The organism is Neisseria sp. P0017.S009, assembly GCF_051957375.1.
Classification (GTDB): Bacteria; Pseudomonadota; Gammaproteobacteria; order Burkholderiales; family Neisseriaceae; genus Neisseria; species Neisseria perflava.
This window is the reverse complement of record NZ_JBQCWL010000008.1, coordinates 92676-106419: the sequence shown is the minus strand read 5'-3', so window position 1 is coordinate 106419 and position 13744 is coordinate 92676. Positions and strand designations below refer to the sequence as shown.

Below are 13744 nucleotides of genomic sequence, written 5' to 3'. Positions count from 1 at the left end.
CCAACCGGAACGCAACGTTATGATGAAAAATCGAGTGACCAACATCCATTTTGTCGGAATCGGCGGCGTCGGCATGAGCGGTATTGCCGAAGTTTTACACAATTTGGGCTTTAAAGTTTCCGGTTCGGATCAGGCGCGTAATGCCGTTACCGAGCATTTGAGCGCTCTCGGCATCCAAGTTTATCCCGGCCATACTGCCGAACACGTCAATGGCGCCGACGTAGTTGTTACCTCTACTGCCGTCAAAAAAGACAATCCCGAAGTCGTTGCCGCGTTGGAACAGCAAATCCCCGTCATTCCGCGCGCGTTGATGTTGGCAGAATTGATGCGCTTCCGCGATGGTATCGCCATTGCCGGTACGCACGGCAAAACCACAACCACCAGTCTAACTGCTTCTATTCTCGGCGCGGCAGGACTTGACCCGACTTTCGTTATCGGCGGCAAACTCAATGCCGCTGGTACCAATGCCCGTTTGGGTAAAGGCGAATACATTGTTGCCGAAGCCGACGAATCCGATGCTTCTTTTCTGTATCTGACGCCGATTATGTCCGTCGTGACCAATATCGACGAAGATCACATGGATACTTACGGTCACAGCGTTGATAAACTGCATCAGGCGTTTGTAGATTTTATCCACCGTATGCCGTTTTACGGTAAGGCATTTTTGTGTATCGACAGCGAACACGTCCGCGCGATTTTACCGAAAATCAGCAAACCTTACGCCACTTACGGCTTGGACGATACCGCTGATATCTACGCAACCGACATCGAAAACATCGGTGCGCAAATGAAATTTACCGTTCATGTTCAAATGAAAGGACATGAGCAAGAGCCGTTTGAAGTTGTTTTGAATATGCCCGGCCGCCACAACGTCCTCAATGCGTTGGCGGCTATCGGCGTTGCGCTGGAAGTTGGCGCATCGGTTGAAGCCATTCAAAAAGGCTTGCTCGGCTTTGAAGGTGTCGGTCGCCGCTTCCAAAAATATGGCGACATTAAATTACCAAACGGCGGAACTGCTTTGCTGGTGGACGATTATGGCCATCATCCTGTTGAAATGGCAGCAACCCTTTCCGCTGCGCGCGGTGCATACCCTGAAAAACGTTTGGTCTTGGCTTTCCAACCACACCGCTATACCCGCACACGTGATTTGTTCGAAGATTTCACCAAAGTCCTCAATACCGTTGATGCGCTGGTGTTGACCGAAGTTTATGCCGCAGGCGAAGAGCCGATTGCCGCAGCCGATTCCCGCGCCTTGGCACGCGCCATCCGCATATTGGGCAAACTTGAGCCGATTTACTGCGAAAACGTTGCCGACTTGCCGCAAATGCTGCTGAATGTTTTGCAGGACGGCGATGTTGTGTTGAATATGGGTGCCGGCAGCATCAACCGCGTTCCGTCTGCATTGGTGGAATTGTCGAAACAATCATAATAAACGGGCATATTGGTCTTTGAGGGCAGATAGGTCGTCTGAACAATATTCAGACGGCCTGTATCAGTATTTAAGAAAGTGGAAATTATGCAGAATTTTGGCAAAGTGGCCGTGTTGATGGGCGGCTTCTCTAGCGAGCGCGAAGTTTCTCTGGACAGCGGCGCCGCTATTTTGGCTGCCTTGAAAAGCAAAGGCGTCGATGCCCATGCGTTCGACCCCAAAGAAACTCCGTTGTCTGAATTGAAAACACAAGGTTTTCAGACGGCCTTCAATATTCTGCACGGTACTTTCGGCGAAGATGGCGCGGTTCAAGGCGCGTTGGAACTGATGGGTATTCCTTACACCGGCAGTGGTGTGGCCGCTTCCGCGCTGGGTATGGACAAATACCGCTGCAAACTGATTTGGCAGGCCGTGGGTTTGCCTGTTCCTGAGTTTGCTGTATTGCATGACGACAGCGACTTTGATGCTGTTGAAGAAAAATTGGGCCTGCCGATGTTTGTGAAACCTGCCGCGGAAGGCAGCAGCGTCGGTGTGGTAAAAGTAAAAGAAAAAGGCCGTCTGAAAAGCGTTTACGAAGAATTGAAACATTTGCAGGGTGAAATTATTGCCGAACGCTTTATCGGAGGCGGCGAGTATTCTTGCCCGGTATTGAACGGCAAAGGCCTGCCGAGCATTCATATTATTCCAGCTACTGAGTTTTACGACTACGAGGCTAAATACAACCGCGACGATACGGTTTATCAATGCCCGTCGGAAGATTTGAGTGAGGATGAGGAAAACCTGATGCGCGAACTGGCCGTGCGTGGCGCGCAGGCGATTGGTGCGGACGGTTGTTCGCGCGTGGACTTCCTAAAAGATACGGACGGTAAGCTGTATCTTTTGGAAATCAATACCTTGCCCGGTATGACCAGCCACAGTTTGGTGCCAAAATCTGCAGCCCATACCGGCGTAGATTTTGCTGATTTATGTATTGAGATTTTGAAGACCGCTCATGTGGGATGATGCAGGCGCATTGGGTCGGCTGACCCGCCGGCTATTGGTGCTGATGACCTTTCTACTGATAGGTTCGGGCATAGCTTGGCTTTACAATTCCAAATATTTTCCTGTGAAACAGATTGCCATTCAGGGTAAGCTGAAATATGCTTCCAACAAAGAATTGCAAACCGTTGCACGAGAGCATATCAGGGGTAATATGTTCCGCGCCGATATTGATTCGGCGCAGGCCGCTTTTCAGGAATTGCCTTGGATTGACTCGGCAATGGTACGCCGCCGTTTTCCGGAAACCGTGGAAATTATCCTGACCGAGCGTGTGCCGGTTGCGCATTGGCGCGCTGGCGGCTTGGTGGACAGTAAGGGCAATGTGTTTGCCGCAAGTCTGAAACAGGACCTGCCTATATTTGAAGGGCAGCAGGGGACAGGCAAAGACATGGTCAAACATTATGCGGACTTTTCCGGTATTTTGAGCCCGTTGAAACTGACCATCAAAGAATTGATCTACACGCCGCGTTCGGCATGGCTGCTTGTATTGAACAACGGCATTACCGTGCGTTTGGGGCGTGAAAATGAAATCAAACGTTTGCAGCAGTTTGCCCAGATTTGGCCATCGCTGCTGCGTAAAAAACAAAGTCGTATCGAGTATGTCGATATGCGTTATAAGGATGGTTTTTCAGTCCGTTACAGGCCGTCTGAAAACCCTTCCGAGAGTGAATAGCCGATTAGACGTGAAGCAATCTTGTTTCAAAAATAATCAAACCGTCAGTCAGACAACATAGCGAACGAGCAATTATGGAACAACAAAATAAATATATCAGTGCCTTAGACATTGGTACGTCCAAGGTCATTGCCTTAATCGGTGAGATTCGGGAAGATAACGAAATCCACATTGTTGGCTTGGGTCAAAGCCCTTCACGCGGCCTGCGTGCAGGTATGGTGACCAACATTGACGCCACTGCACAAGCCATTCGTCAGGCGGTAGAAGATGCCGAGCTGATGGCAGATACCAAAATTTCCCACGTCGTTACCGGTATTGCCGGTAACCATATCCGCAGCCTGAATTCACAAGGCGTGGTAAAAATTAAAGATGGCGAAGTATCGCAAGCCGATATCGATCGCGCCATCGAAACGGCTAAAGCCATCAATATTCCGCCTGATCACAATATCTTACATACCGTGGTTCAAGAGTACATCATCGACAACCAACCCGGTGTGAAAGAGCCTATCGGCATGAGCGGCGTGCGTTTGGATACCCGTGTACACATCATCACCGGTGCGAACACTGCTTTGCAAAATATCCAAAAATGTATCCAACGTTGCGGCCTGCAAATGGATCAAATCATGCTTCAGCCTTTGGCAAGCGGTCACGCCGTTTTGACTGAAGACGAAAAAGATTTGGGCGTGTGCGTCATCGATATTGGCGGCGGTACGACCGACATCGCGGTTTATACCAATGGCGCCATCCGCCATACCGCGGTTATTCCCGTTGCTGGCGATTTGATTACCAAAGACTTGGCACAAGCCTTGCGTACGCCGCACAGTGCAGCCGAGTACATCAAAATCCATTACGGTGCTGCTATTCCGACTATGGACGGCTTGGATGAAATGATTGAAGTTCCTAGTGTTGGCGACCGTCAATCACGTCAAATTTCACGCCGTGTATTGGCTGAAATCATCGGCCCGCGTGTAGAAGAGATTTTGGAATTGACGCTGAACGAATTGCGCCGTTCCGGCTTCCCTGAAGAAGTGCTGACTTCCGGTATCGTTTTGACCGGCGGTGCTTCTATGTTGACTGGTATTGTTGAGTTGGCGGAAGAAGTCTTTAATTTGCCGGCGCGTATCGGTGTTCCACAAGAAATGGGCGGTGTGTCCGAGCGTATCCGCAATCCACGCTATTCAACAGCGATCGGCCTGCTTCAGACGGCCTATGCTGCCGAAGAGGGTGAGCAAACCAGCCGAACCGGTGCGATTGCCCTGAATGATTCAGGCAAAAAAATGGGTCTGTGGGAAAAAATCCAAAGATTCTTCAGAGACAATTTCTGATAAAAGTTTTCAGGGCAGGCGGTGCAGCAACCGTTTGTCCTGAATATTTAAGTGGAATTAAACGGTTTTAAATAATTGCCAAGTGAATAATTTAAAACTTGTATATTTTCTGTTAAAAAATGTAGTAAAAATATAACGCCGACAGCCGAATGGTAAGAAGATTTTTGCCAGTATCTGAATACTTCTTATATAATACGGATAATGAGTTATTTTTGAACCGTCCTTATAAAGCGGGGCGCGGAGGATTATTGAATGGAATTTGTTTACGACGTAGCAGAATCAGCAACGAGCCCTGCTGTTATTAAAGTTATCGGTTTGGGCGGCGGCGGCTGTAATGCCATCAACAACATGGTTGCCAACACTATTCATGGCGTTGAGTTCATCAGTGCCAATACCGATGCACAATCATTGGCTAAAAACAATGCGGCTAAACGCATTCAATTGGGTACAAACCTGACTCGCGGTTTGGGCGCCGGTGCAAATCCTGAGATCGGTCGCGCCGCTGCCCAAGAAGATCGCGAAGCCATCGAAGATGCCATCCGTGGTGCAAACATGCTGTTCATCACTACCGGTATGGGTGGCGGTACAGGTACTGGCTCTGCTCCTGTTGTAGCTGAAATCGCTAAAGAAATGGGTATCCTGACCGTTGCGGTTGTAACCCGTCCGTTTGCTTACGAAGGCAAACGCGTACACATCGCTCAAGCAGGTTTGGATCAGCTCAAAGAGCGCGTTGATTCCCTGATTATTATCCCTAACGACAAATTGATGACTGCTTTGGGCGAAGACGTGACCATGCGTGAAGCTTTCCGTGCGGCCGACAATGTACTGCGTGATGCGGTTGCCGGTATTTCCGAAGTGGTGACTTGTCCTAGCGACATGATCAACTTGGACTTCGCCGACGTGAAAACTGTGATGAGCAATCGCGGTATCGCCATGATGGGTTCTGGTTTCGCACAAGGTATCGACCGTGCTCGCTTGGCTACCGACCAAGCTATCTCCAGCCCGCTCTTGGATAACGTTACTTTGGATGGTGCACGCGGTGTATTGGTAAACATTACCACTGCTCCTGGTTGCCTGAAAATGTCTGAGTTCAACGAGATTATGCGTATCGTCAACCAAAATGCACACCCTGAAGTGGAATGCAAATTTGGTGCTGCCGAAGACGAGAGCATGAGCGAAGACGCTATCCGTATTACCATCATTGCTACCGGCTTGAAAGAAAACGGTACTGACAACCAACTGCGCGCTGCTGCTCGTACCCAACAATTGGTACGTGGTGCGGAAGAAACGCCTCAAGCTCAAAGCCAAAGCAGTGCTGAAAGCCTGGTTCGTACCAACCGCAATATCCGTTCTATGAATCTGACTGCGGCTGATTTCAGCAACCAGTCTGTACTGGATGACTTTGAAATTCCGGCTATCTTGCGCCGTCAGCAACATACTTCTGAGAAATAATCAGGATCATGTATGAAAAGACCTGCCTTAAAGGCGGGTCTTTTTTATTAGCAAAATAAACTTAAGGCCGTCTGAAAGTTTTCAGACGGCCTTAAGTTCAAATAAAGCAAATAACAAACTCACCCTTTATTTAGGATTTGCTTGTTTTCACCCTCACGACGCAACTCTTTAGGCAAGACAAATACAATGCTTTCTTCTGCACCTTCTCCTTCGCGTATGGTCTCGTGTCCCCAGTTTTGAATGGTTTGCAAGACTTCTCGAACCAAGACTTCGGGCGCAGATGCCCCGGCAGTGACACCGACCTTGGTTTTGTTTTCAAACCATTCTTTCTTCAGATAGGTAGCATTATCGACCATATAGGCATCAACTCCGCGCAATGCGGCTACTTCACGCAAGCGGTTGCTGTTGGAAGAGTTGGGCGAGCCGACAACAATCACAATATCGCATTCTTCCGCCAATTCTTTAACGGCAGTTTGACGGTTGGTTGTAGCGTAGCAGATGTCTTCTTTGTGCGGATTGCGGATATTGGGGAAGCGTTGGTTTAAAGCAGCAATAATGTCTTTGGTTTCGTCTACCGATAAAGTGGTTTGGCTGACGTAGGCAAGTTTGTCAGGATTTTTGATGTTCAGTCCGGCTACATCTTCCACTGTCTCAACCAAAAACATTTTACCCGGGGGCAACTGTCCCATCGTGCCTTCCACTTCGACGTGGCCTTTGTGGCCGATCATGATGATTTCGTAATCTTGCTCATCGAGGCGGGCTACTTCTTTATGAACTTTGGTGACCAGAGGGCAGGTGGCATCAAAAACGCGGAAACCACGTTGTGCCGCTTCTTCCTGTACGGCTTTGGATACGCCGTGAGCAGAGTAAATCAGTGTGGCACCCTTTGGGACACCCGCCAAGTCATCGACAAAGACGGCACCTTTTGCCCGCAGATTGTCCACGACGAATTTGTTGTGAACGACTTCATGGCGGACGTAAATGGGTGCGCCGAATTCTTCGAGTGCACGTTCAACAATGCTGATAGCACGGTCAACACCGGCACAGAAGCCGCGGGGATTGGCAAGGATAATGGTTTTTTGAGTCATGTGCGTTCCGTTTTCAGACGGCCTTTGTGTCGTTTGAAGGTGTTTTTTTGTGCAGCAAACCGTCTATTACCAAGCAAACTGCGCCAACGCAGATAAAGCTGTCGGCAATGTTAAATGCGGGGTAGAACCAGTTTTGCCAATAGAAAAGCAGAAAATCGACAACGTGGCCGTGAATCAGACGGTCAACCACATTGCCAATTGCGCCGCCGATAATCATGGCTGCCCCCAGTTTGCCCCAGCGTCCAAACTCATCGCGCCAGATGGCACGGGCCAAATACAGGCTGATGACGACGGCCAGACCTAAAAAGAAGAATTTTTGCCAGCCGCCTTGGTCTGCCAAAAAGCTGAATGCCGCGCCTGGATTATAGGCAAGCGTCAGGTCAAAAAAGTCTGGAATGATATTGAGGCGTTCGCCTTCGGTAAAGTGTTTCAAGATTTCCCATTTGCTCAGTTGGTCAAGAATGATGGCAACGAGGGAAAGTAAGAAAAAGGGCGTTTTTGCAGAAGAGGATGAACTCATGTTTTCAGACGGTTTATGTAATAAAGGGCTTATTTTACCTGAAAGCAGGCAGGAAGTGTTTGCGATGGCATCGACGTTAAGGCCGTCTGAAAATAGAAACGCCGCCACTTGAATGTATCAAAGGGCGGCGTGGCATGTATGTGAGGGCTTATTGGTTTTTAAGTAATGGGAAGCCCAGTTTCTCGCGACTTTCAACGAATTTTTGCGCAACGATACGGCTCAGTGCACGAATGCGGCCGATGTAGGTTGCGCGCTCGGTAACGGAAATGGCGCCGCGTGCATCCAAGAGGTTGAACGTGTGGCCGGCTTTGAGTACAAGCTCGTAAGCAGGTAGGGCAAGACTGGTGTCTTCAACTGCAAGCAGGCGTTTAGCTTGTTCTTCGTAGTTGTTGAATTGGCGCAAGAGCCAATCGGCATCGCTGTATTCGAAGTTGTAGGTGGATTGTTCGACTTCGTTTTGATGATAAACGTCGCCGTAAGTGACGATGTTACCATCAAGGGTTTTTGCCCAAACGAGGTCGTACACGTTTTCTACGCCTTGCAAATACATGGCGAGACGCTCGATACCGTAGGTGATTTCACCAAGTACAGGGGAGCAGTCGATACCGCCGACTTGTTGGAAGTAGGTGAATTGGGTTACTTCCATACCGTTGAGCCAAACTTCCCAACCCAAACCCCAAGCGCCGAGAGTAGGGTTTTCCCAGTCGTCTTCGACAAAGCGGATGTCGTGTACTTTAGGGTCGATACCCAATTCGCGCAGGGAGTCGAGGTATAGGTCTTGAATATTGGCGGGAGCTGGTTTGAGCGCAACTTGGAATTGATAGTAGTGTTGCAGGCGGTTGGGGTTGTCGCCATAGCGGCCGTCTTTGGGGCGGCGGCTGGGTTGAACGTAAGCGGCAAACCAAGGCTCCGGGCCTAATGCGCGCAGGCAGGTGGCTGGATGCGAAGTACCGGCACCGACTTCCATATCGAAAGGTTGGATAACGGTGCAGCCTTTGTCTGCCCAGTAGTTTTGTAATTTGAAAATAATTTGTTGGAAGGTGAGCATGGTGGATGGAATAGATTGGAATAAAGAGGGTATTTTACTGTTTTGAGCTTGTTTTGGATAGGCTGAAGGAAGCGGCGTAGGTTATTTGCTGTTCAATAGGTCTGAAAAAGGGTCGTCTTCTGAAGAAACAGTGTATTTTTCTTGCGCCCATTCGCCTAAATCAATGAGTTTACACCGTTTGCTGCAGAAAGGGCGGTAGGGGCTGTCGGTGTTCCAAACGACTTTTTTGTGGCAGGTCGGACATTTTACAACAGGAGCGGTCATGCAGTTTCTTTCAGAGTTTTTGCAATGGATTGATAGTATTGATGCAAATGGGCAACCTTGATTTTTGCTTCTTCCATGCTATGGGTATTGTCCAATACATCGTCGGCATGCAGCAGTCTGTCACGTCGAGAAGCTTGGGTGGCCATGATTTGACGCGTTTGTTCTTCTGAAAAACCATTGCGCTGGTGTACGCGTTTGATTTGGACGGACTCTGGAACATCTACAACCAAAATACGGTCGGTCTCCGCTTTAAATGCCGGATTCTCAATCAAAAGCGGTACATCGACAATGCCGTAGGCGGATGAGGCAAGTTTTTGTTTCTGCTGTTGGATTTTGTTTAAGATTAATGGCAGAAGCAGGTTTTCCAGTTGTTTTTTAGATTGAGGCCGTCTGAAAACTTCTTCCCGTAAAGCCATACGATTCAGACGGCCTTTATGATCAAAAACCTCATCCCCGAAAAGCTGGCGGATGGCAGGAAGGGCTTCGCCGTTTTCAGCGGTCAGTGAGCGGCTGATGGCATCAGCATCGATAATGGGTACGCCAAGTTCGGCAAACATTTGGGCGATAGATGATTTGCCACTACCGATACCGCCGGTCAAGCCTATCCATAATGTCATTATCGGAATCCTGATTGTACGAGCCACCATTGTACCAGTTGGGTAATAGGTGCATTGGCAACCAAAATAATCCATCCTGCCACAGCAAGACTGGGACCAAAAGCAAAATATTGGCCTTTGCCGACACGGGCGATGAGTGCGCCCACCAGCCCGACTAAGGCAGCCATGAAGATCAGAACAGGCAAAATTCCTACGCCCAGCCATGCACCAAGCGCAGCCAAAAGTTTGAAGTCGCCATTGCCCATGCCGATTTTACCGGTCAGAAGTTTATAGACGGCGCATAAAGTATAAAGGCTCATATAGCCTGCGATTGCGCCTAAAACGGCTGAATGCAGGGGCACGAATGTATCATTCAGATTAAACAGCAGGCCGATCCAAATTAGGGGCTGAGTCAGGCTGTCGGGTAAATATTGAGTATTGGCATCGATAAAGGTCAGCGCAATCAATATGGCAGTCAGAATGAATCCGCCAATAGTTGCCCATGACCAGCCGTATTGCCATGCGACAATACCGAATAAGACACCTGTCAGCAGCTCAATCAGCGGATAGCGTATGCCGATAGCGGTTTTGCAGGAGTGGCATTTTCCTCCCAGGAAAACATAGCTGAGGATGGGGATGTTTTGCCAAAGTTTGATTGGGCTTTTGCATTTGGGGCAGCGTGAATCCGGTTTGCGCAGATTAAATGGCTGTTTTTCTTCGTCTTTCAGCTCGATGCCCAAATGCTCTTTAGAAAATTGTGTCCATTCGCGTTCCATCATTATCGGCGTGCGATAAATAACAACGTTCAGAAAGCTGCCAATCAGTAATCCCAAAATAACGGCTAAAGGAATAGCGAATGGCGCAAGAACGGAGAGGGCGTCGATGGCAGAGTAAATACTATCAAGCATATCAACCTACGACATTACCCAAGTTAAACAGAGGCAGATACATGGCAATCAGCAAGATACCGATGAGCGAACCCAATACCACCATGATGATAGGCTCCATCAAGGCAGATAAGCGGGAGACGGAGTTGTCTACTTCATCTTCGTAGAATTCGGCTGCTTTGTTCAGCATATCGTCCAAAGAGCCTGACTCTTCGCCGATGGCTGCCATTTGGATCACCATATTTGGGAACATATCTGTACTTTGCATACTGGATGTTAGCGACAGGCCTTGGGTTACCTTGGCTCGAATATCTTGAGTGGCTTCTTCATAGAGAATATTGCCGGATGCGCCTGCAACTGAATCTAATACTTCCACCAAAGGAACGCCGGCTGCGAAGAGGGTGGAAGTCGTACGCGCCCAACGGGCGATGGTCGCTTTTCGGACGATGGTGCCAAAAACAGGCAGTCTCAAAATCAAAGCATCGATTCGTTTTTGGAAAGTAGGCGATTTTTCATGGAGTTTGTACAGGCCGAAGGCCGAAACAATCAAAAGGATGATCATAATCCAGCCGTAGTCGACGAATAAATCAGACAAGTTCATGACAAGTTGGGTAAGGCTTGGTAACTCTGCACCCATATTGGCATAAACTTCTTTAAAGGCAGGTAGCACAAACATCATCATGATGAAGATAAGCGCAATCGCCACCACGATAATGGCAATCGGATAGGTCAGTGCGGTTTTGACTTTTTTCTTAATGGCTTGGGTTTTTTCTTTATAGACAGCCAGTTTGTCCAATAAGCTTTCCAATACGCCGCCGGACTCGCCTGCGCTGACCAGATTGCAATAGAAGCGGTCGAAATATTTTGGATATTTGGAGAATGATTTGCCTAATGCGCTACCTTGTTCGACATCGGAGCGAACCTGCATCAGCATTTCGGTCATGCTCGGATTGGAGTGGCCGCGAGCAACGATTTCAAAAGCCTGCATCAGCGGCAAGCCTGCCTTCATCATCGTTGCCAGTTGGCGCGTAAACACCGTGATGTCTTCTTGGGTAATACGGCGTTTGCGTGCGGTTTTAACTTTGCTGATACGCAAAGGGCGAATGCCTCTGCGTTGGAGTTTTTTGCGTGCTTCTTCTTCGTCTTTGGCAACTACTTCACCACGGACAAGACGTTCGGTCTCGGTATTTTTTCCTTCAAATGTAAAACGCTTGCCTTTGCTTCTTGAGCCGAACAGACTTCTTTTTTGCTCTGCTTGAGCCATGAGTTATCCCTTGTTTGTAAGAAATAAAGCGGACTGTTTCCCCGTACCGCTTTATTTTAATTTTCGAAAATATGGCAGTTTAGTCATTGGTATGAGCAGTCACTTCTTCCAACGAGGTCAGGCCTTGCATGACTTTCATGAGGCCGGCACGACGCAAGTCTACCATGCCTTCCTGATAGGCCATGTTCATGATATCAACTTCTGTACCGTTGTTCATAATGACTTTTTGCATTTCATCGCTGACCGGCATGACTTCATAAATACCGATGCGGCCTTTAAAGCCTTTGCCGCGGCAGCTGTCGCAGCCAACCGGGCGGTAGAGTTTCCAATCTTGAGCCAAGTCTGCATCGGTAAAGCCGGCTTTTTTCAATGCTGGAACCGGCGGGCGCTCAACTTCGCGTTTGCAGTTTGGACACAGTCTGCGCAACAACCTTTGCGCCATAATCAGGCTGACCGAGCTGGCGATGTTGAAAGGCGCAACACCCATGTTCAAAAGGCGGGACAGCGTGGCTGGTGCATTATTGGTATGCAGGGTAGAGAAAACCATGTGGCCGGTTTGGGCGGCTTTAATGGCGATGTCGGCGGTTTCCAAGTCACGAATCTCACCGACCATAATAATATCAGGATCTTGACGCAAGAAGGATCGGAGTGCGGCAGCAAACGTCAGGCCTTGTTTTTCATTGACGTTGACTTGGTTGACGCCTGGCAGGTTAATCTCGGCCGGATCTTCTGCCGTTGAAATATTCACATCTTCTGTGTTCAAAATACTCAGGCAGGTATAGAGCGAAACGGTTTTGCCCGAACCTGTCGGACCGGTAACCAATACCATGCCGTAAGGGCGGTTGATGGCTTCCAGCAGCATTTCTTTTTGGAAAGGCTCCAAACCGAGCTGGTCGATATTGAGCGATGTACCATCGGAATTTAGGATACGCATCACCACTTTTTCGCCAAACAATGTCGGCAAAGTGCTGACACGGAAGTCAATCGGACGGCCGTGTTTATGGAAGGCAATTTGAATTCTGCCGTCTTGCGGAATACGTTTTTCGGAAATATCCAAACGCGCCATCACTTTGATACGCGATGCCAACTGGCCGCGTACGGCGACAGGCGGCTGTACGACTTCACGCAATTGCCCGTCCACACGGAAACGGACGCGCGCCATTTGTTCGTAGAATTCAAAGTGGATGTCCGATGCGCCCGCGTTCAGGGCATCGGATAAGGTTTTGTGGATGAAACGGGGGATAGGGCCGTCTTCAGCTTCTTCATTGTCGATATAAAGCGATTGCGATTGCTGCGTTGCTTCATGTTCGTCGTTGATTTCTTTCAGAATGGTTGTCGAACGTTGACCCAGCCATTCCAGCAATGAGCTGAGCTGGTCGTCGGGAACTACGACCAAGTCGACACTTAAACCTGAAGCAAAAGCGATTTTTTGAAAGTTTTGGATTTGGGTTGGATCGGATACGGCGAAATAAACCTTGCGTCCGCGTTTGAAAATCGGAATGCAACGGTTTTGCACCATTTGCTCTTCCGTCAGAATGTCGCTGACTACATTATTGCGCGGGTAGTAGTGCAAATCCAAAAGGGGATAGCTGAATACGCGCGCAACTAACTCCCCCAAAGCTTTAGGGGAGATGATGCCGTCTGAAAACAGGTTGGGCAGGATTTCTTTGCCTGATTGTAAAAGGTTGTTGTAATGTTCCGCTTGTTGATTTGAGATGGTCTGGCTTTGAACCAAAACACGCAATAATCCGACACTCATTTTATTTTCCGTTTCTTGTGCAGTTTTCCCTTTAATTTAGAGGAAAGCCGTATTATTTTATCATTATTATGATTAAAGCATATATTTAATTATGCAAATCTGCTTAAGTTGCAAAGACATGCTTCTGCTTTAATTGTATTTTTATTTCAGACGGCCATTATAAAGCAAGGAGAATAGGCGTTAAACTCGATATTTTTGGATTATGATGAAAAAACAACAATTTTGTCGTATGAATCCAATCAATAACGAAATTATATTTCATGTTGCTATTGCTTGTTTGGAGATGGCAGAAAAGGTTGTTTTGATGGACAGACGGTTGGAATTTGAAATATGAAAAGGCCGTCTGAAACTGAGCAATCAGGTTTCAGACGGCCTTTTAGCTATTTAAATCCGATAGGATT

Annotated in this window: 13 protein-coding genes; 5 read left to right on the top strand and 8 right to left on the bottom strand. The window is 48.3% G+C overall.

The genetic code is table 11. From position 1 onward, the window contains the following. Positions 1–19 precede the first annotated feature (19 nt). The 5 genes from murC (at position 20) to ftsZ (ending at position 5917) form a co-directional block, all read left to right on the top strand. Positions 20–1429, top strand: a complete 1410-nt coding sequence (murC, locus tag ACTHTG_RS10075) for a UDP-N-acetylmuramate--L-alanine ligase (RefSeq protein ID WP_004518876.1) — start codon at positions 20–22, stop codon at positions 1427–1429. 87 nt (positions 1430–1516) lie between these two features. Continuing rightward, positions 1517–2431: a D-alanine--D-alanine ligase gene (locus ACTHTG_RS10070; RefSeq protein ID WP_049335322.1), complete on the top strand. Its 915-nt coding sequence runs from the start codon at positions 1517–1519 to the stop codon at positions 2429–2431. Then, positions 2421–3140: a cell division protein FtsQ/DivIB gene (locus ACTHTG_RS10065; RefSeq protein ID WP_004518874.1), complete on the top strand. Its 720-nt coding sequence runs from the start codon at positions 2421–2423 to the stop codon at positions 3138–3140. The genes ACTHTG_RS10070 and ACTHTG_RS10065 overlap by 11 nt, the downstream gene beginning before the upstream one ends. A gap of 74 nt (positions 3141–3214) precedes the next feature. Continuing rightward, entirely contained in the window at positions 3215–4465 is a 1251-nt protein-coding gene (ftsA, locus tag ACTHTG_RS10060) for a cell division protein FtsA (protein WP_004518873.1), read from the top strand. A gap of 252 nt (positions 4466–4717) precedes the next feature. Continuing rightward, positions 4718–5917: a cell division protein FtsZ gene (gene ftsZ / locus ACTHTG_RS10055; protein ID WP_004518872.1), complete on the top strand. Its 1200-nt coding sequence runs from the start codon at positions 4718–4720 to the stop codon at positions 5915–5917. Positions 5918–6036: 119 nt separating this feature from the next. Here ftsZ and ispH read toward each other — a convergent pair whose 3' ends face one another. The 8 genes from ispH to pilB form a co-directional block, all read right to left on the bottom strand. Next, positions 6037–7005, bottom strand: coding sequence for a 4-hydroxy-3-methylbut-2-enyl diphosphate reductase (ispH, locus tag ACTHTG_RS10050; RefSeq protein ID WP_004518871.1), 969 nt, complete (start codon positions 7003–7005; stop codon positions 6037–6039). Positions 7006–7018: 13 nt separating this feature from the next. After that, positions 7019–7525 carry a signal peptidase II gene (lspA, locus tag ACTHTG_RS10045; RefSeq protein ID WP_039861846.1) on the bottom strand — a complete coding sequence of 169 codons (507 nt, stop codon included), beginning with the start codon at positions 7523–7525 and terminating at the stop codon, positions 7019–7021. A gap of 148 nt (positions 7526–7673) precedes the next feature. Next, entirely contained in the window at positions 7674–8573 is a 900-nt protein-coding gene (gene glyQ / locus ACTHTG_RS10040; RefSeq protein ID WP_004518869.1) for a glycine--tRNA ligase subunit alpha, read from the bottom strand. A gap of 81 nt (positions 8574–8654) precedes the next feature. Beyond that, entirely contained in the window at positions 8655–8837 is a 183-nt protein-coding gene (gene yacG / locus ACTHTG_RS10035) for a DNA gyrase inhibitor YacG (RefSeq protein WP_004518868.1), read from the bottom strand. Continuing rightward, positions 8834–9454, bottom strand: a complete 621-nt coding sequence (gene coaE, locus ACTHTG_RS10030; protein ID WP_004518867.1) for a dephospho-CoA kinase — start codon at positions 9452–9454, stop codon at positions 8834–8836. The genes yacG and coaE overlap by 4 nt, the downstream gene beginning before the upstream one ends. Beyond that, the gene (locus tag ACTHTG_RS10025; RefSeq protein WP_004518866.1) at positions 9454–10341 is read right to left on the bottom strand and encodes a prepilin peptidase; all 888 of its coding nucleotides are present in this window, start codon (positions 10339–10341) and stop codon (positions 9454–9456) included. Before ACTHTG_RS10025 ends, coaE begins: the two co-directional genes overlap by 1 nt. 1 nt (position 10342) lies before the next feature. Next, positions 10343–11584, bottom strand: a complete 1242-nt coding sequence (locus ACTHTG_RS10020) for a type II secretion system F family protein (RefSeq protein WP_004518865.1) — start codon at positions 11582–11584, stop codon at positions 10343–10345. A 79-nt stretch (positions 11585–11663) separates the two neighbouring features. After that, complete coding sequence (gene pilB, locus ACTHTG_RS10015) at positions 11664–13343, bottom strand: type IV-A pilus assembly ATPase PilB (protein ID WP_004518864.1); 1680 nt, start codon at positions 13341–13343, stop codon at positions 11664–11666. Positions 13344–13744 lie beyond the last annotated feature (401 nt).

Bases quoted from the DNA above. Each gene is read 5' to 3' on its own strand.
- murC (WP_004518876.1), top strand. From the start codon at position 20: ATGATGAAAAATCGAGTGACCAACATCCATTTTGTCGGAATCGGCGGC.
- ACTHTG_RS10070 (WP_049335322.1), top strand. From the start codon at position 1,517: ATGCAGAATTTTGGCAAAGTGGCCGTGTTGATGGGCGGCTTCTCTAGC.
- ACTHTG_RS10065 (WP_004518874.1), top strand. From the start codon at position 2,421: ATGTGGGATGATGCAGGCGCATTGGGTCGGCTGACCCGCCGGCTATTG.
- ftsA (WP_004518873.1), top strand. From the start codon at position 3,215: ATGGAACAACAAAATAAATATATCAGTGCCTTAGACATTGGTACGTCC.
- ftsZ (WP_004518872.1), top strand. From the start codon at position 4,718: ATGGAATTTGTTTACGACGTAGCAGAATCAGCAACGAGCCCTGCTGTT.
- ispH (WP_004518871.1), bottom strand. From the start codon at position 7,005: ATGACTCAAAAAACCATTATCCTTGCCAATCCCCGCGGCTTCTGTGCC.
- lspA (WP_039861846.1), bottom strand. From the start codon at position 7,525: ATGAGTTCATCCTCTTCTGCAAAAACGCCCTTTTTCTTACTTTCCCTC.
- glyQ (WP_004518869.1), bottom strand. From the start codon at position 8,573: ATGCTCACCTTCCAACAAATTATTTTCAAATTACAAAACTACTGGGCA.
- yacG (WP_004518868.1), bottom strand. From the start codon at position 8,837: ATGACCGCTCCTGTTGTAAAATGTCCGACCTGCCACAAAAAAGTCGTT.
- coaE (WP_004518867.1), bottom strand. From the start codon at position 9,454: ATGACATTATGGATAGGCTTGACCGGCGGTATCGGTAGTGGCAAATCA.
- ACTHTG_RS10025 (WP_004518866.1), bottom strand. From the start codon at position 10,341: ATGCTTGATAGTATTTACTCTGCCATCGACGCCCTCTCCGTTCTTGCG.
- ACTHTG_RS10020 (WP_004518865.1), bottom strand. From the start codon at position 11,584: ATGGCTCAAGCAGAGCAAAAAAGAAGTCTGTTCGGCTCAAGAAGCAAA.
- pilB (WP_004518864.1), bottom strand. From the start codon at position 13,343: ATGAGTGTCGGATTATTGCGTGTTTTGGTTCAAAGCCAGACCATCTCA.